The 21,911-nt window shown below is 64.8% G+C and carries 17 protein-coding genes; 6 read left to right on the forward strand and 11 right to left on the reverse strand.

Features of this window, described 5'->3' with window-relative positions; all coding sequences use genetic code 11:
• The first annotated feature begins 197 nt into the window (after positions 1-197).
• Positions 198-5,759: a beta strand repeat-containing protein gene (locus tag ACLFLU_RS19305; RefSeq protein WP_426413738.1), complete on the forward strand. Its 5,562-nt coding sequence runs from the start codon at positions 198-200 to the stop codon at positions 5,757-5,759.
• Positions 5,760-5,856: 97 nt separating this feature from the next.
• On the opposite strand, the gene ACLFLU_RS19310 is transcribed toward ACLFLU_RS19305, so the two are convergent.
• Both ACLFLU_RS19310 and ACLFLU_RS19315 read right to left on the reverse strand, forming a co-directional pair.
• Positions 5,857-6,783: a class I SAM-dependent methyltransferase gene (locus ACLFLU_RS19310; protein WP_426413739.1), complete on the reverse strand. Its 927-nt coding sequence runs from the start codon at positions 6,781-6,783 to the stop codon at positions 5,857-5,859.
• Between the two features lie 128 nt (positions 6,784-6,911).
• Complete coding sequence (locus ACLFLU_RS19315) at positions 6,912-8,402, reverse strand: MFS transporter (protein WP_426413740.1); 1,491 nt, start codon at positions 8,400-8,402, stop codon at positions 6,912-6,914.
• A gap of 377 nt (positions 8,403-8,779) precedes the next feature.
• Here ACLFLU_RS19315 and guaB point away from each other — a divergent pair, with 377 nt between their 5' ends.
• From guaB to ACLFLU_RS19330, 3 genes are all read left to right on the forward strand, one after another.
• Positions 8,780-10,273, forward strand: a complete 1,494-nt coding sequence (gene guaB / locus ACLFLU_RS19320; protein WP_426413741.1) for an IMP dehydrogenase — start codon at positions 8,780-8,782, stop codon at positions 10,271-10,273.
• A 250-nt stretch (positions 10,274-10,523) separates the two neighbouring features.
• Positions 10,524-11,546, forward strand: coding sequence for an NADP-dependent oxidoreductase (locus ACLFLU_RS19325; protein ID WP_426413742.1), 1,023 nt, complete (start codon positions 10,524-10,526; stop codon positions 11,544-11,546).
• Between the two features lie 193 nt (positions 11,547-11,739).
• Positions 11,740-12,063, forward strand: coding sequence for a hypothetical protein (locus tag ACLFLU_RS19330; protein WP_426413743.1), 324 nt, complete (start codon positions 11,740-11,742; stop codon positions 12,061-12,063).
• 9 nt (positions 12,064-12,072) lie between these two features.
• Here ACLFLU_RS19330 and ACLFLU_RS19335 read toward each other — a convergent pair whose 3' ends face one another.
• From ACLFLU_RS19335 to ACLFLU_RS19375, 9 genes are all read right to left on the reverse strand, one after another.
• On the reverse strand, positions 12,073-13,137 hold the full coding sequence (locus tag ACLFLU_RS19335) for a LacI family DNA-binding transcriptional regulator (RefSeq protein ID WP_426413744.1): 1,065 nt from the start codon (positions 13,135-13,137) through the stop codon (positions 12,073-12,075).
• A 41-nt stretch (positions 13,138-13,178) separates the two neighbouring features.
• Positions 13,179-14,207, reverse strand: coding sequence for a succinylglutamate desuccinylase/aspartoacylase family protein (locus tag ACLFLU_RS19340; protein WP_426413745.1), 1,029 nt, complete (start codon positions 14,205-14,207; stop codon positions 13,179-13,181).
• A gap of 62 nt (positions 14,208-14,269) precedes the next feature.
• The gene (locus ACLFLU_RS19345) at positions 14,270-14,614 is read right to left on the reverse strand and encodes a RidA family protein (protein WP_426413746.1); all 345 of its coding nucleotides are present in this window, start codon (positions 14,612-14,614) and stop codon (positions 14,270-14,272) included.
• Positions 14,615-14,671: 57 nt separating this feature from the next.
• Positions 14,672-15,469, reverse strand: a complete 798-nt coding sequence (locus ACLFLU_RS19350; protein ID WP_426413747.1) for a transporter substrate-binding domain-containing protein — start codon at positions 15,467-15,469, stop codon at positions 14,672-14,674.
• Positions 15,470-15,504: 35 nt separating this feature from the next.
• Positions 15,505-16,233, reverse strand: a complete 729-nt coding sequence (locus tag ACLFLU_RS19355; RefSeq protein WP_426413748.1) for an amino acid ABC transporter ATP-binding protein — start codon at positions 16,231-16,233, stop codon at positions 15,505-15,507.
• A complete protein-coding gene (locus ACLFLU_RS19360; protein ID WP_426413749.1) occupies positions 16,220-16,870 on the reverse strand; it encodes an amino acid ABC transporter permease in 651 nt (216 codons plus the stop codon). Before ACLFLU_RS19360 ends, ACLFLU_RS19355 begins: the two co-directional genes overlap by 14 nt.
• A gap of 10 nt (positions 16,871-16,880) precedes the next feature.
• Complete coding sequence (locus tag ACLFLU_RS19365) at positions 16,881-17,540, reverse strand: amino acid ABC transporter permease (RefSeq protein ID WP_426413750.1); 660 nt, start codon at positions 17,538-17,540, stop codon at positions 16,881-16,883.
• A gap of 7 nt (positions 17,541-17,547) precedes the next feature.
• The gene (locus tag ACLFLU_RS19370; RefSeq protein ID WP_426413751.1) at positions 17,548-18,843 is read right to left on the reverse strand and encodes an amino acid deaminase; all 1,296 of its coding nucleotides are present in this window, start codon (positions 18,841-18,843) and stop codon (positions 17,548-17,550) included.
• Positions 18,844-18,984: 141 nt separating this feature from the next.
• Complete coding sequence (locus ACLFLU_RS19375) at positions 18,985-19,827, reverse strand: metallophosphoesterase family protein (RefSeq protein ID WP_426413752.1); 843 nt, start codon at positions 19,825-19,827, stop codon at positions 18,985-18,987.
• 291 nt (positions 19,828-20,118) lie between these two features.
• On the opposite strand from ACLFLU_RS19375, the gene ACLFLU_RS19380 reads away from it, so the two are divergent.
• On the forward strand, positions 20,119-20,541 hold the full coding sequence (locus ACLFLU_RS19380) for an MAPEG family protein (protein ID WP_426413753.1): 423 nt from the start codon (positions 20,119-20,121) through the stop codon (positions 20,539-20,541).
• Positions 20,542-20,575: 34 nt separating this feature from the next.
• Entirely contained in the window at positions 20,576-21,877 is a 1,302-nt protein-coding gene (locus ACLFLU_RS19385; protein ID WP_426413754.1) for an RsmB/NOP family class I SAM-dependent RNA methyltransferase, read from the forward strand.
• Positions 21,878-21,911 lie beyond the last annotated feature (34 nt).

Raw genomic sequence — 21,911 nt, forward strand, 5'->3', positions numbered from 1 at the left:
TGCTGACGGCGCGGCAGGCTCAACCACGTCAACCCTTCATGTCGCGCCAGCTATGCGCGTTATGTTATGAATTACGTTAACTTATCATAAATCTGTAGCGGTTGGACGCGATGATCCGGCCAACGTAGTCAGGTGGTCAGGCGCAGTGCTGGCAGCCTCAAGTTGCTTTCGAGCCGGATCAAGAAGGAAAAAATGGGATGACGACCACCGTAACGTCCTTCACCGCCTCACCTGCAAACGGTGTGCTGCACTCCGGCGACACCGTCATCTTCACGCTGGCCATGAGCAGCGCCGTGACTGTCTCGGGCGGCACGCCGACACTGACGCTCAACGATGGCGGCATCGCGGTCTACGACCCGGTGGCCACTGCGGCGCTCGGCGATCCCACCAGGATGGTGTTCACCTACAAGGTGGCCGCATCGGATTCGCCGGTGGACGGTCTCTCCTTCGTGCGCGGCAGTTACAATGGCGCGCGCATCGTCGATGCGACCGGCCAGGTTCCCGACTTTTCCGGCGTGTATTCGAGCTCGTTCACCGCGATCGACGTCGGGACGGCAGGGTTGGCCACGACCAACACGACTCTTTTCGCGGGAACGGATGCCAGCGGTCACGTCAATCTCTGGGTGACGAACGGGACGCCGGCCGGCACGTCCGAGCTTTCGGTCACGGGCGCATCATCGAACGGGCTCCAGCCGACCGGGTTCGTCTCGCTCGGAAACAAGGTCCTGTTCTCAGGGCTCGACGCGACCAATCATCAAGCCCTTTGGGTCTCGGATGGCACCGCGAGCGGGACGTCGAAGCTTTCGATCGCCGGTGCGTCTCCGAACGGTTTCAACCCGACCAACCTCACGCAAGTCGGCGACAAGGTGTTCTTCTCCGCGATCGACGCGTTTGGTCACAGCAATATCTGGATCACCGACGGAACGGCGAGCGGCACGTCGGAGCTGTTCGTCCCCGGGATGACCAGCATTGCCGCCTTCGGATTCGCGGCGTTGGGCGGCAAGGTCCTCTTCAGCAGCGGCAACGACCTCTGGATCACGGATGGCACGACGGCAGGGACGTCGAAACTGTCGGTGGCAGGCGCCGGTTCACCGAACGGGCTCCAACCGTCCAATCTGCTCGCCTTTGGAGGCAAGGTGCTGTTCGAAGGTGTGGATTCGACCAACAAATACGGCTTGTGGGTGACCGATGGCACAGCGGCGGGCACATCAGAGCTCTCGGTTGCGGGACTGAGTTACCCCCACTCGTTTGCGTCGATCGGCGACAAGGTCATGTTCGTCGCGCAGGACCCAAGCAACTATGCCAAAACGCTCTGGGTGACGGACGGGACATCTGCCGGGACGTCGCAGCTTCAGATTCCCGGAACGTATACTGTCGGGGGACTGACCGCGTTTGGCGGCAAGGTCATATTTCAGTACGGCACCGATCTCTGGGTCTCCGACGGCACAGCCGCCGGCACGACGAAACTGGCCGTTAGCGATGCCTCCGCATTTGGGTTGTTTTCACAGACCAGCTTCCCCAGCACGAGCCCCACTTTCACCGGCCCCAATTTCACGGTGGTTGGCAACGAGGTCCTGTTTGAAGGACGCAATGCCAATGACCAGTTGACGTTGTGGAAAACAGACGGGACCGCGGCCGGAACCTCCGAGATTCCGGTAACTGGCGCAGCTGCCGCGTTCACGACGGGGCGCGATTTTGCGACGATCGGCGACAAGTCCTGGTTTATCGGATTCAGTCCGATTGGCGACACCATCTGGGTGACTGACGGCACCGGTGCGGGGACAAGCGACCTCGGGGTGCCCCTGAAATTTTCGTCATACGGTTTCACCTATGACACCTACCATCCCTACTTCACCACTTTAGGAACCGAGGTGCTGTTCGCCGGAGGTACGACCCTCTGGGCGAGCGATGGCACCGCTGCGGGTACTCACCAGGTGTCCGTGACCGGCACTTACGGGTTAGGCCTGTTTTATGACGTCAACGGCAGCGGTCTCTTTCGGAATAACGTCGATCCCCAGTTTGCGATTCTCGGAAATCGCGCTCTCTTTTCCGGCCTCGACGCCAACGGGCTGATGGCTTTGTGGGTCACGGACGGTGTCAGCGCCTCCAGACTGTCGGTGACCGGCGAGGCGACGTCTTATGGTCTGCGGCCGACGGCTTTCCAGGCGTTCGGCAGCCAGATGTTGTTTGGCGGTGACGATACGTCGAACGGATACGGCCTCTGGATCACGGATGGCACGTCGGCCGGCACCACCGAGCTCGTCGGCGGCGTGTCCGCATTCGGCCACGGCGCCGCATGGAACGTGACGGTGTTGGGCAACAAGGCGGTGTTCGATACCTTTGACTCGACCGGCAAGACCATTCTCGGTGTTACCGACGGCACCGCAGCCGGCACGACGCTGCTCCCGGTCGCGGGGGCGTCGGTAACGGCTTTCAACCCGTCGGCCTTGGCGGTCGCCGGCAACAAGGTGGTGTTCACCGGCGTCGATGCTGCCGGCAACAACGCCATCTGGTCGACCGACGGGACTTCGGCTGGAACGTCGGAGCTGTTCGCCGGGTTCGGTTCGGCTCCAACCGTCCTCGCGCAGTTCGGAGGCAAAGTCGTATTCCGCGGGGCGGGCAGTCAGCCCACTCTGTGGGTCACCGATGGGACGGTGGCCGGAACCACCGAATTCTACGTTCCCGCCAATGCATCAATGTACCCCGTTCCCTTTGCGGTCACGAGCGATCGGGTGCTGTTCCAAGGCACGGACACGAGCGGGCGGTTCAGTCTCTGGTCTAGTGACGGTACGCAGGCCGGCACCTTCGAACTGTTGGTTCCGGGTGCCTATCTCGGCGGAAGCGGAGGCGGGATCTTTACGCAGATGACCCCGACCGCCGTGACACTCGCTGGCAAGATCTATTTCACGGGCAGGGACGCCGGCACCAATATCGGTCTCTTCGTGACCGACGGCACGGCGGCCGGCTCGTACCAGATTGTCGTCAACGGTGCGGCCGCAACCGGGCTCAATCCCACCAATCTGTCCGTCGCCAATGGAAAAATCATGTTCGACGGCGTCGATGCGAGCGGCAAGACCAGTCTGTGGATTTCGGACGGCACCTCGGCCGGAACGGTCGAACTGCCGTCGCAACCCGGCTCGCTGGCGCCGGGACCGTTCGGCGTCGTGAACCCGCCGCCGCCTGCCTCCGTCGTCTCGTTCACCGGCTCGCCGGCGAGCGGGATCGTGCATGCCGGCGACACCGTGACCTTCACGATGACGATGAGCAGGGCCGTGACGGTCAGCGGCGGCACGCCGACGCTGACGCTGAATGACGGCGGCATCGCTGTCTACAACGCTGCCGCGACCGCCGCGCTCGGCGATCCCACCAAGATGGTGTTCAGCTACACGGTTGGCGCCTCCGACCTGCCGGAGAGCGGCTTGTCGTTCGTGCGCGGCGACCAGAACGGCGCCATCATCGCCGACTCCTCCGGCAACGGTCCCGATTTCTCCGGCGCGTTCGCGACGTCCTTCTCCGGCATTCAAGTCGCGACGGCGCCGACGGCAGTGACCTCCGTCGTCGCTTCGCCATCAAATGGCGTGGAGAAACCGGGCGACACCGTGACGTTCACGATCACGATGAACCGCGCCGTCACAATCTCCGGCGGCACGCCGACGTTGACGCTCATCGACGGAGGCATTGCCACCTACGATGCGGCTGCGAGCGCGGCGCTGGGCGATCCCACCAAGATGGTGTTCAGCTACACGGTCGGCGCGTCCGATGCAGAGGTGAGTGGCCTGTCCTTCGTGCGCGGCGACCAGAATGGCGCCGTCATCGTCGACGGACAGGGGCATGGCCCCGACTTCTCCGGCATATTCGCGGCGTCCTTCTCCGGCCTCCAGATCGCACCCACAGTGGTGACGTCTGTCGTGGCCTCGCCGTCGAGCGCGACTGAGCACGCGGGCGACACCGTGACCTTCACGGTGACCATGAGCCGCGGCGTCTCGGTGTCGGGCGGCGCTCCGGTCCTGACGCTCAACGACGGCGGCGTCGCGATCTATGACGCTGCCGCAACCGCGGCGCTCGGCGATGCGACCAAGCTGGTGTTCAGCTACACGGTCGGGGCCACGGACAAATCGGTGAACGGCCTTTCCTTCGCGAAGGGTGACCTGAACGGTGCGTCAATTATCGACGCGGCCGGCAAGTCTCCCGATTTTTCCGGTCTTTTCTCGAGCGGTTTCTCCGGGATCCAGATTGCGACGACACCGGGCGTGCACGCGGTCGGAACCAAATTCCAGATCGACAATGCGAACCAGAACGGGAACGCGGTGACCATTATCGCCGAGCTGGGCAACGGAACCATCGCGGCCGCGTGGCTGCAAAACGGCGCGGTGCACACGCAGATCTTCGATCAGAACGGTGGGAAGGTGGGGGCCGAGTCCGCCGTGTCGCTCCCGAACGGGTCGATATTTCCGGGGGCGGTCACGGCATTGACGAATGGTGGTTTCGCCGTCGCCTGGACCACGCTCAACAACAGCGAAGTCCTGACCCAGCTCTACAATGCGAGCGGCGCGCCGATCAATGCGACATTCCAGGTCAACACCACGGGCGCTGTCGAAATCGACAATGGCACGATCACTGCGCTTGCGAACGGCGGCTTCGTCGCCGCATGGAATTTCTACGACGGCCAGACCACAACCGCAAAGGCGCAAATCTACGACGCGAATGGAGCCAGGGTCGGAAACGAGTTTTCGCCGGGTGCGCAGACCAATGCTGATCGTCCGGTGATTGCCGGATTGGCCGACGGCAATTTCGTCGTCATCTCGCACGACACCGGATCGTTCGTGGTCACGGGCCAGATCTTCGACGCCCAGGGCAACAAGGTCGGCGCCGCGTTCGCGGTTCATTCCGGGACGCAACAAATCGGCGAAACGTTGAACGGTCTGAGCGTCGCCGCATTGCCGACCGGTGGATTTGTGGTGACCTGGGAGCGGGACTACGATTACAGGGCCAGCGGTGTCAGCGCGATCGAAGCCCAGCAGTTCGATGCTGCTGGCGGCAAGATCGCTAGCCAGCTCGCGGTCAATACGCTCACCAGCCCCAGATCGATTTATGGCACGAACTATTATGCGCCGGAGGTTGCGGCCCTCGCGGACGGTAATTTCGTGGTGACCTGGCAGGACGTGACCCTCAGCCCGGTGGGCTCCACGTCGAGCATCAGGGCGCAGGTGTTCGACGCCTACAACCAGCAAAAAATCGGCGCCGAGTTCGGGCTCGACACCGTCAATACGGCGGGCTCGCGCAGCGAGGTCGTCGCGCTACAGGGCGGTGGTTTCGCCATCGCGTGGGGCGATGGTTCCGGTGAAAAAGGGCAGGTCTACGCTGCGAGCCCCGCGGTAACTGCGATCGCGGCGGGAACGACGCTCGAGATCGCCGGCGCTTCCACCGCCAAGCTCGCCTTCGCGCCGGGCGGCGCCGCGCTTCAGATCGACCATTCCGTCGCGTTCGCGGGCTCGATCACGGGCTTCGGCGGCGGCGACGGCATCGACCTGGCCGACATCGCCTTCAACGGCGCTGCCACAACGCTTGGATACTTCGTCAACGACAACAACACAGGCGGCCACATGACGGTTTCTGACGGCAGCCACGTGGCAGCGTTGACATTGCTGGGCCAATACACCGCGTCGAGCTTTGTCCTGTCAGCCGATGGTCATGGTGGCACGCTCATCACAGCTGCGGCCAACGTGGCCAATCAGCCCCAGCTCGCCGCGCACGCCTGACCGCGCGCGAACCCGGGACGCGCCCGAGCGTTGGGTGCGTCCGCCAACGGCCACGCGCAGCGCGCGCAACTGTCAATGCGTCACAGTTCCGGTATGGTCAGCCGCGCACGCGCAAATAGATCGACGACGGAAAATGGCCGGTCGTGTTGGGCACGTTCAATCCGTCGACGTCGGGTGCCGGAGAATAGCCGGGGAAGACGTCCTTCAACACGTCCTGCGCATCGTAGTGAAGCATGCTGAGGCAGAACAGGATCTCCAGCCGGTCATTGTGCGCGAGCAGGGTCTGGAGCATGGGCGTTTCGGTGGTCTGAAACAGGCCGTCCAGGAGATCGCGCTGAAACGAGTAGGGGAAATAGATGTCGTGAATGTGGATCACGCAGCCCGGCTTGATGCGGGGAATGACCTCGAGATAGAGGTGCGTCACGTCGCCGATCGGCCGGACGGCATGCGACGTGTCGATGAACAGGATATCGCCATCTCCGAGCTGATCGAACATTGCGGGGTCGATGTCCTCGACCTTGCTTGGCACCAGATCGATTGCCGGCGAGCTCTTCAGATAGTCGCTGGGGTATGGCTCGATACAGGTGATCCTGCCGGGGCGTCCCTCCGATGCGTTCAGCGCCAGCGCCTTCACCGCACAATGCGTCGAGACGCCTGATCCGACCTCGATCATGGATTTGGGCTTGAGCCACCGCAGCACGCCGTGCAGCGCCTGTGCCTCCACATAACCAAAGCCCGGTCCGAAGCCCTTGGCCGCACCTTCCTTGTAGGTGGCGTTGTCGCGATATTCGGACACGAACGGCCTTACGATGTCCTGCAAGCGTGAGACTTGCCGGTCGATGTCGACATCGATGCCGGTCATCGGCGACCGCTTCGCCCATTTGTCCCTGGTCCGGGCCAGCTCCCGGACGTCCGCGATCGGCGTGTAGAAGTGATTGGGCAGCACGACGAGCCCGCCGCCAAGCGCCACCTGATGCACCTTCAGGAAGGCCGATTTGATCATGTTTCTGGCTGGCGTGTTCATGCGCAGCATCCCACTTGGAGGAGCATCGTCTATCACGCGAGATACGACAGTTTGATGCAGCTCGCAGTCGTATGTTATCGATTGCGTTATTCGTAACGCAATTGGCCGATCCCTCAACGCCAGCGGGATCACCCCAGCCGCTGATCCCGCATGTCCTGCGTGTCTTCCGTCGCCACCTTGACGGCGGCCTTGGCCGCGCTCTTGGCGGCGCCCTTGCGGCTCGCGATCTCCACCGCCTTGCGGCCGGAGATCTCGTGACCGGCATCATCCGGCATCTGCCAGAAGAACCAGCTCGACAAAGCCGAGGTCAGCGCCACCACGACGAAGGCGGGCGCGAACACGGTGGCGTTGAGCTCGCTGACATGGCTGAGCCACATCGTGGTCTCGACCGAGGCGGCACCGACCGCGACGCCGGCGGAGACCGCGAGTTGCTGGTTGACGCTGACCAGCGTCGTGGCGCGGCTCATCTGTGCGCTCTCGACGTCGGCATAGGCCACCGTGTTGATCGCGGTGAATTCGAGCGAACGGAAGAAGCCGCCGACCACCAGGATCACCAGGATGATCAGCAGCGGCGTCGTCACCGTGAACAACGCGCAGACGCCGAGGAAAAATGCGCTGATGATGGCGTTCACGGTCATCAAATTGCGGAAGCCGAAGGTCCGGATGATCCGCGCGGCCAGCGTCTTCATGCCCATCGCGCCGAGCGAGGAGCCGAAGGTGACGAGGCCTGAATGGAATGGCGACAGCCCGAAGCCGATCTGCATCAGCAGCGGCAGCAGGAAGGGCAGGGCGCCGATGCCGAGCCGGAACAGGAAGCCGCCGAGAATGGCCGCGCGCAGCGTCGGCAGGTTTAGCAGCGAAAAGTCCAGCACCGGCGATCCCGTCCGCCGGGCATGGATGACGTAGAGCGTCATCGAGATCGCGCCGCCCCCGACCAGGGCGGCAACGATGCTCCATGGCAGCAGGTTGAGGCCGGCCACGGACAGGCCGAACGCGATGCCGGCAAGCCCGATGCCCGCGAGCACCATGCCGTAGAGGTCGAACGGCTCGGGTTCGTCGCTCTTGATGGGATCGATGAAGCGCAGCGCCATGAAGATGCCGAGCAGGCCGATCGGAATGTTGATCAGGAAGATCCAGTGCCACGACGCGTAGGTCGTGATGAAGCCGCCAAGCGGCGGGCCGATCACCGGACCGATCAGGGCGGGAACCGTCACCCAGGCCATGGCATTGACCAGCGCGCTCTTGTCGACCGAGCGCAGCAGCACGAGACGCCCGACCGGGGTCATCATCGCGCCGCCCATGCCCTGGAGGATGCGCGCGAACACAAAATCGGTGACCGAGGTCGAGAGCGCGCAGCCGACCGAGCCGACCATGAACACGCCGACCGCGATCGCGAACACCATCCGCGCGCCGAACCGGTCGGCGGTCCAGCCGCTCGCCGGAATGAACACCGCCAGCGACAGCAGATAGGAGGTGATCGCGAGCTTCAGCGTCAGCGGGCTGGTGCCGATGTCGGCCGCGATCGCCGGCAGCGAGGTGGCGATCACCGTCGAGTCCATGTTCTCCATGAACAGAGCGGTGGCCACGATCAGCGGAATGATGCGTTGCTTGTCGACCATGACGGATTGGTAATGAAAATCAGAAGGAAAGGCGGACTTGCGGCTTATCACCGCGACTCGGCCGGGACCATTGCGGATCAACGCATAGCACCTAAATCCTGCGCTCACTCCTTCGTCATCCCCGGCTCGCGACTTCGTCGCGCCCGGGAATGACGGGTGCGTGCCCCTCCGCCGGGCTATCCACGCTGAATTTACCTAAAAAAGCCTGTGCATGGCTGGCCAGCGATCCGAATTGCTTTGATTCGTCATCCGACCGTGCTATCGACCCGCGTCAACCCCACCGATGGGCTCCGATTCTCCGGCGATGCCGCAAGGCACGCCGAGGGCGGCGCTCATCCATGCTCATTTGCGGCACGGCCGCAGGAAGGAGTTGGCAGATGGCCACGGTGCAACTTCAAGGCATCCGCGAAGCCTTTACGTTCGACGACGTGCTGTTGAAGCCGGGTCTATCGGACGTCATGCCGGGCGAGGTCGACATCCGCTCCCGCGTCACCCGCGCCATTCCGCTCAACATCCCGATCATGGCCTCCGCCATGGACACCGTGACCGAGGCCCGCATGGCGATCGCCATGGCGCAGGCCGGCGGCCTCGGCGTCATCCACCGCAATTTCGATCCCGAAGGGCAGGCCGCCCAGGTGCGGCAGGTCAAGCGCTACGAGTCGGGCATGGTGGTGAACCCGCTCACCATCAGCCCCGAGGCCACGCTCGACGATGCGCTCAAGCTGATGAGCGATCATGGTATCTCCGGCATTCCCGTCGTGACCGGTGCCGGCAAGTCCACGCCGGGCAAGCTGGTCGGCATCCTCACCAACCGCGACGTGCGGTTTGCCACCGACCGCCGGCAAAAAGTCTCCGAGCTGATGACGCATGAGAAGCTCGTCACGGTGCGCGAGAATGTCAGCCAGGACGAAGCACGGCGGATGCTGCACCAGCACCGCATCGAGAAGCTGCTCGTGGTCGACGAGCAGTATCGCTGCGTCGGCCTGATCACCGTGAAGGACATGGAGAAGGCGGTCGCCCATCCGCTCGCCTGCAAGGATGCGCAGGGGCGCCTCCGCGTCGCCGCGGCCACCACCGTTGGTGACACCGGCTTCGAGCGTACCGAGCGGCTGATCGATGCCGGCGTCGACCTCGTCGTTGTCGACACCGCGCACGGCCATTCCCGCCACGTGCTTCACGCCGTCAACCGCATCAAGCGTCTCTCCAACTCCGTGCAGGTCGTCGCCGGCAACGTCGCGACATCGGACGGCGCGCAGGCGCTGATCGATGCGGGCGCGGATTGCATCAAGGTCGGCATCGGCCCGGGCTCGATCTGCACCACGCGCATCGTCGCCGGTGTCGGCGTGCCCCAGCTCACCGCGATCATGGACGCGGTCGAGGCGGCGAAGAAGTCCGACATCCCCGTCATCGCCGACGGCGGCATCAAGTTCTCCGGCGACCTCGCCAAGGCGCTCGCCGCCGGTGCCGATATCGCGATGGTCGGCTCGCTGCTGGCCGGCACCGACGAGACGCCCGGCGAAGTGTTTTTGTGGCAGGGCCGCTCCTACAAGGCCTATCGCGGCATGGGCTCGGTCGGCGCGATGGCGCGCGGCTCGGCCGACCGCTACTTCCAGCAGGACATCAAGGACGCGCTCAAGCTCGTCCCTGAAGGCATCGAGGGCCAGGTGCCCTACAAGGGCCCGGTCGGCAACGTCATGCACCAGCTCGCCGGTGGCCTCCGCGCCGCAATGGGCTATGTCGGCGCAAAGGACATGAAGGAGCTGCACGAGAAAGCGAACTTCGTCCGCATCACCGGTGCGGGCCTGCGCGAAAGCCACGTCCACGACGTGACGATTACGCGCGAGGCGCCGAATTATCCGGGCGGGGGTTAGGCGCTCTTTCTCGTGCCCCGGACGCAGCGCAGCGCTTCTTCAGCGGTGCGCTGCAGGGCCGGGGCCCATCGTTGGGCTTGGTCGCATGTAGCGATCTGGGTCCCGGCTCTGCGCAGCAGCGTTGCACGCTGCAGCGCGTCCGGGACACGAGAATGGCACGTCGTCGGGACCATCTACTCCGCCGCTTTTGTATTGACGTGCCTCGCTGCCTCCGCTTCCGTTCGTGCCGAAACACAATTCGGAGGAAGCCATGTCCCAAGCAAAACGCATCGTTCTCGCCGCACGTCCCGTCGGCGAACCCAAATCATCCGATTTTCGTCTGGAGGAATTTGCGGTCCCGACGCCCGGCGCGGGCGAGGTGCTGCTGCGCACGATCTGGCTGTCGCTCGATCCCTATATGCGCGGGCGCATGAGCGAGGGGCCGTCCTATGCCGCGCCGGTGCCGGTCGGCGGCGTGATGGAAGGCGAGGCGGTGAGCGAGGTCGCGGCCTCCAACAATCCAGACTTTGCCAAGGGTGACATCGTGCGCGCACGGACCGGATGGCAATCGCACGCGATCTCGAACGGCAAGGGCCTCATCAAGGTCGATCCCAGGCTCGGTCCGATCTCGACCTCGATCGGTGTGCTCGGCATGCCCGGCATGACCGCGTATACGGGCCTGCTCGACATCGGCAAGCCGCAAGAAGGCGAGACCGTCGTCGTCGCCGGTGCTTCCGGCGCGGTCGGCTCGGCCGTGGGGCAGATCGCAAAGATCAAGGGCGCACGCGCGGTCGGCATCGCCGGCGGCAAGGATAAGTGCGACTACGTGGTGAAAGAGCTCGGCTTCGATGCCTGCATCGATCACCGCGATCCTGATCTCGCCGCGAAGCTCAAGGACGCCTGCCCGAAGGGGATCGACGTCTATTTCGAGAACGTCGGCGGCGCGGTGTTCGAGGCGGTCTTTCCGCTGCTAAATACATTCGCGCGCGTGCCGGTGTGCGGCCTGATCGCCCATTACAACGACACCGAGGCCAAGCCGCCGAAATGGGCGGCATCCATGATGCGCGCGACGCTGACCAAGCGGCTCACCTTCCGCGGCTTCATCGTCTCCGACTTCGCCTCGCGCCATGGCGACTTCCTGCGCGACATGTCCAGCTGGGTCCGCGACGGCAAGGTGAAGTACAAGGAGTTCGTCACCGACGGTCTGGAGAGCGCCCCGGACGCCTTCATCGGGCTTCTGAAGGGTGCCAATTTCGGCAAGCAGCTGGTCCGGGTCGGGCCGGATAAGGCTTAACTTCAGGGCCTGGAACGCCTCCTGGAGGGCTGGAGCGACTAGCAGTTGCACCGGTGTCACACTCCGGACACCGGTGGTTAACAAAGAGTAACCGATTGGCAACACCTGCCCGCAAAAACCCGCTGGTGTGACTGAGGGTTCATTGACGTGTGGGCGAAGGCATTGAATCATCGCGCATATTTTAGGTGCTGCGATGTTAGAGATCGGTATTTTCTGCATAATCCTTCTGGCCGCCGGCTATTGGGCGACCATGTTCGTCATGGGCCGCCGCGACGACGTCATCCATGGCAAGTTCGTGCTCAGCGAAGACGAGGGTGCGTTCACGCAACCCGCGATGCTGGCGCCGCCGCCATTCCCGAAGCGTCCAGTCAAGGCTGCGCAGCCTGCTCATGTCCAGCCTGCCAACGTCCAATCTGCAAAGGCTCAGCCCGAGATGGCTGAGGCGAGGCCTGTGAGCAGCGCCGCGCTGGAATCCTTGCTCGCTGCGATCCAGCAGGACCTCAAGAGCGTCGCTTAGATCCAACGCTCAGACGCTGCCGCGTTCGACCAGGAACAGATCGACGGCCAGCTGCTGCTCGGCCCGAGGCGTTCCGGACAGCCGCGCCAGAAGCAGCTCTCCCGCAATACGCCCGACGGCCGCGGCGTCGAACGAGATGGTGGTGAGGCCGGGCGTGATCTGATCGGCAACGTCGTTGTCGCCGAAGCCGAGCACGGCAAGATCGCGCGGCACCGACAGGCCGCGGGCGCGGGCCTCGATCAGCGCGCCGGTCGCCAGCAGATCGTTGGCGCAGAACACCGCATCGATGCGGGCGCCGCGATCGAGCAAGGCCGTAAACGCAGCGCGGCCGTCGACGAGCCCTGTGATCTCGCCGACGCTGATCTCGTGGACGATTTCGAGCCCGAGCTCGGTTGCCGCCGCGCGAAATCCGTCGCGGCGAAGCGCGCCGCGGCCGCTGTTGCGACCGATGAAGGCGACGCGGCGATGGCCGGCATCGGCAAGGCGACGCGCTGCCATCGCGCCGGCATCCGCATTCGGCAGGCCGACCAGCATGTCGATGGGATCGCGCGGAAACGCCCAGGTCTCGATCACGGGAATGCCGAGCTCGAGCAACGCGGCGCGATTCTCCTCGAGCTCGATCACGCCCGTGAACATCACCGCCGCAGGCCGAATGCCGCGCAGCGACTGGATCATCGCGACCTCCTTTGCATAGGAATAGGAGGTCTGGCCGACGAGCACCTCAAAGCCCTCCGGCTCGAGCGTGGCGGCGAGGCTGCGGACCGCGAGGCCGAACTGCTGGCTCAGAATGTTCGAGACAAAGGCCACGACCACGTTCGACCGGCCCGAGCGCAGCGCGCGCGCATGCGGGTTGGAGGCGTAGCCGGTCGCCTCGATCACTTCGAGGATGCGCTCGCGGGTGTCGCGATTGACTTTTTCGGGATGGCGCAGCACCCGCGACACCGTGATCGGCGACACGCCGGCGCGCTCCGCCACCTCCTCGATGCGCGGCGGCCGTCCGGTGGCATTGCTGCGGCCGGGCGGCGCCGGAATGCGCACCACATCGTCGTAGCCTGGCTTTGCCGGATCGGTCATCGAATCCCGAGGTTAATCGAAGTCGGTGTCGTCTCCAAAACTCAGAGCACGGGCAACTCGTCGCGTGACAGCGCGCGGCCGACCTGGACCAGGCAATCGCCGCTCTGGCTGTCGGTGTGCAGGCGCTGCGAGATCACGATGCCGTCGGCGGGAAAGCGCAACACCTCTTCCGGCAATTCCGGGCGCTCGAAATCATGATACCAGCCGGCGATGTCGCCGGCCGCAACGCGCGCGCCGACCATGACCGCAGGCTCGAACCAGCCGCGGCGTGTCGCGAACACGGCCTGCGCGTGGCTTTGCAACGCCAGCAATTCGGTGGCGCGCTCGACGGGTGCATGCGGCCCCAGCACCGGGGCCTGGACGAGGCCGAGTGCCAACAGCAGGCGATCGACGGCGCGCGCGGTGAGCGCCATCGTCTGTGGCGTGACACTGCCGCCGCCGCCGAATTCACCCGACAGCCCGATCGCGCCGGCGCGCGCCGCCGCGGCCATCGAGGTCGGCGCGGTCGCGCCATTCTCGGCGACGAACGCGAAGGGCATACCGAGCCCCTCCATCAGCCGCAGCGCGTGGCCGAACATCTCGGGCGGTCCCTGCCGCTCGATCAGCGCGCAAGGCACATGCGCCATCGACGTGCCGCCGGAATGGATGTCGAAGACGACATCGTGACGCGGAAACAGCTCGTGCTCGAGGAAGTGCGCAAGCCGGAACGTTGGCGTGCCCGCGGCATCGCCCGGGAAGGCGCGGTTGAGATTGCCCTCGTCGAGCGGCGAGCGCCGCCGCGCCGCCATCACCGCAGGCCAATTGGCAAACGGCAGGATCGTGATCTCGCCCTTGATGGCTTTCGCATCGAGCCGGCGATACAGCCGCGTCAGCGTGATCTCGCCCTCGTACTCGTCGCCGTGATTTCCGGCCATCAGCAGCAGTTTCGGGCCGGTGCCGTTCTTGATCCGGAAGATCGGAATCTTGAGCTGGTAGTAGGGGGAGCGATCGATCGAGAAGGGAATGCCGAGATGGCCGGACCATTTCTGGTCCTTCTCGAAGTCGATCTCGTGGAAAAGTCCGGTATGCATGGCTTGCCTCGGGGCCGCGCCGTCGCCGACGCCGGCCGAAGGTGGAAGGAAGGGCGGCGCTGCTACAGCAAGGCGACCGCGGTCATCTCGACGCGGAGGTCGGGATCGGCGAGGCGGGCCTCGACACAAGCGCGCGCTGGCGGATTGGCCGGATCGATCCAGGAATCGTAGACCGAGTTCATGGTGTCGAAGTCGACGATGTGCGGCAGGAAGACGTTGACTGCGATCAGCTTGGAGCGATCGGAGCCGGCTTCCTTCAGCAGGGCGTCGATCTTGGCGAGCACCTGCTCGGTCTGTGACACGATGCCGGCCTTGCGGTCATCGGCGACCTGGCCGGCGATGTGCACCATGCCGCCGGCGGCGACGGCCTGGCTCATGCGCGAGCCGACGACATAACGTTTGATCATCTCAAAATTCTCCTCGTGAAGCCTGGCTCCCGCATGATGCGGGAGCCGTGTGCGTGCTTACAGCGTCGGCAGCGTCTGTTCTTCCTTGAACCATTTCAGTTGCAGCGCGCCGAGCTTGCCGTTGAGCTTGTTGGTGAAGATGTCGGTGTTGATCCAGTTGAGCAGGTTCTGCTCGCCTTGGCGCACGCCGACATGGGCCGGCGACTGGCGGATCAGGAATTTCAGCTCGACCTCCTTGGTCGGATTCTGCTCCTGCACCTTGATCGCGATGGCGCTGTTCTCGGCGAAGGTGTCGGCTTGTCCCGCGAGGAACGCGGCGAGCGCGGCCGGCGTGTCCTCGAAACGCACCAGCTTCACCTTCGGCGCGTTGTCGGTGAGCCAGATGTCGAGCGTCGAGCCCTTGGCCACGGCAACGCTGCGGCCCTCCAGATTGTCGGGCTTCTTCCCGGTAGCGGCCGGAATCGACTTGGCGCCGTAGACGCCGAGATTCACCACCGCATAGGGCTGCGAGAACATCACCTGCTGGGCGCGCTCGGGCGTGGCGCCGAGGCCGGCGATCAGGATGTCGATCTTGTCCGCGAGCAGGCTCGGGATGCGCGCGGCGCCCGTCACCGGGACCAGCTCGAGCTTCACGCCCATGTCGGCGGCGATCAGCCGGGCGAGGTCGGCGTCGAGACCCGCGATCTCGCCCTTGTCGTCCTTGAAGCCCCAGGGGGCAGCGTCGGTAAGGATGCCGACGCGCAGCTTGCCGGAGCCAAGCACGTCCTGCAGCTTGTCGGCATGCGCGAGGGTCGGTACCGCGAGAACGGCGAGGGCCGTGGCTGCGATCGCAAAGAGGGACTTCAATTTTCTCATGACTCTCTCCTGGTGACGGATGGCTGGAACAATGTTCATTTCGACGAGGCGATGAAGCTTGCGAGCTCGGGTGTCTCGGGGTTGGCGAACAGTTTTGCCGGCGGTCCCTGTTCCCAGACGCGGCCCTGATGCATGAAGACGATGCGGTTGGCGACGTTGCGGGCAAAGCCCATCTCATGCGTGACCAGGATCATGGTCATGCCCTGCTTGGCCATCGCCTCCATCACCTTCAAGACTTCGCCGACGAGTTCGGGGTCGAGCGCGGAGGTCACCTCGTCGAACAGCATGAGGTGAGGGGCCATGGCGAGGCAGCGTGCGATCGCGACGCGCTGCTGCTGACCGCCGGAGAGCTGCTCCGGCCACGCATCGATCTTCTCGGCGAGGCCGACGCGGGTCAGCACATCCTCGGCCAGTGCACGCGCGCGGGCCTTGTCGATGCGGCCGGTGAGCAGCGGCGCAAGCGTGATGTTGCGCTCGACCTTCAGATGCGGAAACAGGTTGAAGGCCTGGAACACGATGCCGACGCGCTGACGGAACTTCTTCAGGTCGGGCATTTTGGCGTGGACCCTCTCGCCCTCGACCCGGATCTCGCCGGAATCGACGCTCTCCAGCGCGTTGATGCAGCGGAGCAGCGTCGACTTGCCCGAGCCCGAGCGGCCGATGATCGTGACGATCTCGCCTTCCTCGACATCGAGCGAGACGCCCTTGAGCACCTCGACCTTGCCGAATGTCTTGTGCACGTCGCGGATTTCAACGAGAGCCATCGAGGCGGGCCTCCAAAGAGCGGGACCAGAGCGTAAGCGGCAGGCACAGCGCGAAGTAGATCGCCGCGACGAGCGCATAGGTGAGCAGCTGCTGGAACGTCGCCGCGCTCACCACTTGTCCGGCGCGGGCAAGCTCGACGAAGCCGACGATCGAAGCGAGCGAGGTGCCCTTGATCAGCTGCACCAGGAAGCCGACGGTCGGTGGCAGCGACAGCCGCAGCGCCTGCGGCGCGATGATGTGGCGGAACTGCTGCCAGGCGGAGAGACCGAGGCAGGCTCCCGCTTCCCACTGCGCCTGCTTCACGGCTTCGAGGCCGCCGCGCCAGATCTCGCCGAGGAAGGCGGCGGTGTAGAGCGTATAGGCGACGGTGACCGCGATGATCGCGGGCACCTGGATGCCGAGGAAGACGGGCATGCCGAAATAGAAGAAGAACAGCAGCCCGAGCAGCGGCACGCTCTGGATCACCTGGATCAGCGCCGCCATGGTCCAGCGCAGGCCTTTGAAGCGGCTGATGCGTCCGAGCGCGAGCCCGAGCGCCAGCGGCGCGCCGAAGGCGAGCGCGAGCACGACGAGCGCGACGGTCCAGCGCAGGGCCGAAAACAGCGAGACGAAATCGATGAGGGTGAAGGATCGCATCGCCTTGTCCCTACCTTCGCCGTGGCCAGCGGAAGGCGGTCGCGGCGACGATGGCGAACAGCGCCTTGAACGCCATCGCCATTGCGAAATAGACCACGCAGATCACCGCGTAGACCTCGAAGCTGCGATAGGTGCGGCTCTCGATGAAGCCGGCGACATGAAACAGCTCGTCGGCGGCGACCTGCGAGGCGAGCGAAGTGCCGAGCAGCAGCAGGACGAACTGGCTGGTCACGGCGGGATAGGCATTGCGCAGGGCCGGCGGCAGCACGATGTGGCGGAACACTTGCCAGCCGGACAACCCGAGGCATTGCCCGGCCTCGACCTGGCTTCGCGGAATGGAGTCGAGCCCGGAGCGGATGATCTCGACCGAATAGGCGCCGAAATAGAGCGAGAGGGCGACCGCTGCGGATTCGAAGGCCGGCAGCTTCAGGCCGAAGTTCGGCAGCACGAAGAACACGATGAAGATCTGGATCAGGGACGGCGTGTTGCGGAACAACTCGATATAGAAGCGCACCAGCCAGCGCAGCGGTGCGATGCGACCCTTCAGTGCAACCGCGCCGGCAACACCGATCAGGAGCCCGCACACCGCCGCGATCGTCGTCAGCTCGAGCGTGACGATGGCCCCGTCGATGAGCTGGTTCTGATAGCGCCAGAGCGGGAGGAAGTTCATGGGCCGCTCAGCCGAACTGGGTGGGAAGCGCGCGCGTCACTGTGCCGGAGGCATCGACGCCAAAAATCACGCGCCAGCGATCGAGGCAGGTACAGGGATGCGAGATGCCGAAAGCGATGATGTCTCCGACCTCGAGCGCGCATCCGGGCGCGACGGACAGGAACGCATGCTGGTCGTTGAGACGCGTGACCGACAGGCGCCCGGTCAGACCGTTCTGTTCGACGCCGTCGCGAAAGATGTGCAGCGGCACCGGAAGCCCCTGATCGAACGAGGCATCGCGCATGCCGAAGCCTGCAATCGCAAGTCCCGCCTCGGGGCGCGAGAGCACCTCGGCCCAGAGTGTGAGCGCGGGACGAAAACTGTCGGACGCGGAGTGTCGTGTGCCGTCGATGACGAGACCGCCGCGCCGGTCTAATTCCGCGAAGGCGCGGGCATAGATGCCGTGATCGGCAAAGAACAGCGCGCCGGAGCGCAACAGGACAGTGGCGTTGCCGTCGGCCTGGGCGATCGGCGCGAGCGCGCGGGCCACGAGGTCGAAATAGGCTGAGCCGCCGGCACTGACGATCAGCGGCCGGTTCGACGCCGCACTGCGCACCAGCGAGAAAGCCGCGATGGTGCGCTCCATCAGCGCTGCGATCGCGCGCACGGTATCGTCGGGATCGGGCGTCGCGACCGCGCCCTCATAGGTGGCAACGCCGCCGAGCACGAGGCGGTCGGCGGCAAGCACCGCGGCGATCGTTGTCTCGACCGCGGCACGATCGCGTGCGCCGGCGCGGCCCGCGCCGAGCTCGACCAGCACCGACAGTTCGCGCCGGTCGGCAACGCGCGCCGCCTCAGCGAGTGCAGCGACCGCCGCAGGTGAATCCGCGAATGCATAAAACTCGACGTCGGGATACGCGCTCAGCAGCGCGCCGAGCCGACGGCCGGCTGCGAGCCCGCCGATCTCATTCGCCAGCAACAGGCGCCGTTCGCCGTGGCCCAGCAGCACGGCGGCCTGCTGGATGTTGGCCACCGTGGTGCCCCAGGCGCCGGCCTCGCGCAGCGAGCCTGCGAGCTCGGGCGACATCGGCGTCTTGGCGTGAGGGGCAATGGCAACGCCGGCGCTCCGGCACCAGCGCAGGAAGAGGTCGCGATTGGCAGCGAAGGCGGTCTCATCGAAGGTGAGGGCGGGAAGGGCAAGGTCGCCACGCGCCGGCATCCAGCCTTGGCTGCCGACGTCTTCCGCAGCGAGTCCATCGACCAGGGGAATGCCCCGTGTGGTCGTCGAAAGGCGCTGGTGATCCCACCGGGCCAAGAACTGCATCGTCGCTCCCTCGTGCGGTCCTCGACCGCTGGCAGAACGATATGGGCAAATGACAACGTTGTCATTAGGCAATATCTGGCATTTCAAGATCAAATTTGGCGCATTGAGGTATCAAGGTAAGGAAAATGCTCGCGGGTTGAGCTAGTGCTCACCGCCCATCTGGGCGAGCAGCTCTTCGATATCGATATCGACCTGGCCGGCGGCGCGGACGTGGCGGACTTCGAAGCTGTCGCGGGCGAAGCGGTATTCGATGAGGCCGGTCTCCTTGATCGCGATCCGGTCCTGGCGCGAATCGTTGATCTTGAAGCCGGCCGAGGGCGCCCAGACGTGTCGCGTGTGGCGAAACGTGAAGTCGCGGCGCTGATGCACGTGGCCGCTCGCGATGAGGCGAAGATCGACATGCGCAAACATCTCGATCAGCCGCGCCCGCGCCGGCTGCGGCACGTAGCGGATCGAGGTCTCCGGGGTTTCGGGATCGTCAGGCAGATTGAGAAACACCGGCTTGTGCAGGAACAGCGCGACCGGCTTGCCGTTCACACGTGCGATTTCGGAGGCCAGCCAGTCGAACTGCTCAGCCTCGAACGCCAGCCCTGAATTCATCACCAGCGAGTTGAGGCCGATGAAGCGCCAGCCCGCGGCCTCGAACGACCAATGGTCCTCGCCGATGATGTCGCGGAATTGCTGGCGGTGCGCTTCCGCGATCGGCGGCTTTGGCGCAGGCCCGATCGCAGTCGGATTGTCGCCGATGTCGTGATTGCCCGGAAGATAGCGACAGTCGACGGGCAGGGCGTCGTGCAGGCTCTTTGCAAACTCCACATCGTCGCGGCTCGTCGGACCGTCGAACGACACATCGCCGGTGTTGATGACGAGATCAGGCCGGTCAGCGTCGATGTGCTCACTGACGCGATGGAAGTTTGCGACCAGGCCGGGAAAGCGCCGGCCGAGATGCGTGTCGGAAATCTGGGTGAGGCGGAATTCAGACATGGGCGAAGTATCGTCCCGCCAAACGTCGGAACGATGACGCGCGCGCAAAATCCACGATAGAACAAAGTTTAAAGCACGCGATAGCGGGTGTCGGCGGATTCGGTCCAAAGGCTGGACAGGGTGTTCATGTTGCTCGCTTGGCGTGTCTCGCCAGGTCCCAGGGGGCCAAAATCGCTTTGATGATCGGCAGTTGGTGCCTGATCCGGAACGGCGGTTCAACTCGTCGATTGTCAGCGCCAGAAGTCGCGGCTAATGACGGTCCGCGGCACGCCGCCTTACGGGAAAGTTCCGATGTCCGTCCAAATGGTCTTGTTGCCTGTCTTCGTGCAGGTCGGGCTCACCTTCGCGCTCTTGCTCGGCATGGTGTTCGGGCGCCGCAATGCGCTGGTCTCAGGCGAGACCAAGATCCGTGACATTGCGCTCGGCGAGCCGAACTGGCCGAAGGGCGCCACACAAATCGCCAATTGCTACCGCAACCAGTTCGAGCTGCCGGTGCTGTTCTACGCGCTGATCGCGCTGGCGCTGCCGCTCCGCCATGCCGACCTCTTCATCGTGCTGATGTCCTGGATGTTCGTGGTGACGCGCTTTGCCCATGCCGGCGTGTTCGTGACCTCCAACGATCTCGGCCGGCGCTCGTCAGTCTGGCTCGCCGGCGTGCTGGTGCTGCTGGCGATGTGGATCTACTTCGCACTCAAAATTCTGTTGCTGATCTGACCCTTATGAGTCGGATCTAATCTGAAAGATTCAAATGACTCCCGCTGCCCGGCTGTCTGCGGCCATCGAACTGATCGACACCATCGAACGCGACCGCGTCCCCGCGGCGAAAGCGCTGAAGGAGTGGGGCACCGCGCACCGCTTTGCCGGCTCCGGTGACCGCGCCGCCATTGCCGGCCTCGTCTGGGACGTGCTGCGCCGCTACGCCTCGAGCGCCTATCTCATGGATTCCGACACCGCACGCGCGCGCCTGATCGGCATGCTCCGCCTCGAGCGGAACATGGACACCCCGACCATGGCCGCGATGTTCGACGGCAGCCGCTTTGCACCTGAGCCGCTGACGGAGGCCGAGGAGGCCGCGCTCGCCTCGCGGTCGCTGAAAGATGCGTCCGCCGCGATCGCCGGCGACTATCCGGAATGGCTCGATTCCCATCTGGCAAAAGTGTTCGGCGCGGACCGCGCCGCAGAAGCCGCCGCGATGGCGAGCCGCGCGCCGCTCGACCTGCGCGTCAACACGCTAAAATCCAATCGTGACAAGGTGCTGAAGGCGCTTGCTCATCTTCATGCGAAACCGACGCCTTGGTCGCCAAATGGCCTGCGCATCGAGCTTTCGGCCGATGCGCGCAACCCCGGCATCCAGGCGGAGGAAGATTTCATCAAGGGTGGCGTTGAAGTGCAGGATGAAGGATCGCAGCTTGCGGCCCTTCTCACCGCGGCAAAACCGGGCGAGCAGGTGATCGACCTCTGCGCCGGCGCAGGCGGCAAGACGCTGGCGCTGGCGGCGATGATGCAGGGCAAGGGCCGGCTGATCGCGACCGACAGCGACAAGCGTCAGCTTGCGCCGATCCACGAACGGCTGTCGCGCGCCGGCGTGCACAATGCCGACATCCGCACGCCCAAGGGCGAGCCCGATCCGCTGGCGGACATCAGCGCGACCGCCGACCTCGTCGTGATCGACGCGCCCTGCACGGGCACCGGCACCTGGCGCCGCAATCCGGATGCCAAATGGCGCATGCGGCCGGGTGCGCTGGAGATTCGCCTCAAGGACCAGGCCGAGGTGCTGGAGCGTGCGGTGCCGCTAGTGAAGGCGGGCGGCCGCATTGCCTACATCACCTGCTCGGTCTTGCCGGAAGAGAACGGCGAGCAGGTGAGGGCCTTCGTCGCGAAGCATCCGGAGTTCGCGGTGGTGCCGCCGGAGCAGACCGCGAGCGTGCTCTGGGACAAGGCCGAGCAATTTGCAGAAGCCGCGCTGCAGTCACCTGAGGGCTGGCTGATGACCCCGCGCCGCACGGGGACGGACGGGTTTTTCGTCTCGGTGCTGAAGAAGGCGGGCTGATCTCACCGGCCAAACAAAAACCCCGCGAACCGGG

It is taken from the genome of Bradyrhizobium ganzhouense (assembly GCF_049949285.1).
Taxonomy (GTDB): Bacteria; Pseudomonadota; Alphaproteobacteria; order Rhizobiales; family Xanthobacteraceae; genus Bradyrhizobium; species Bradyrhizobium ganzhouense.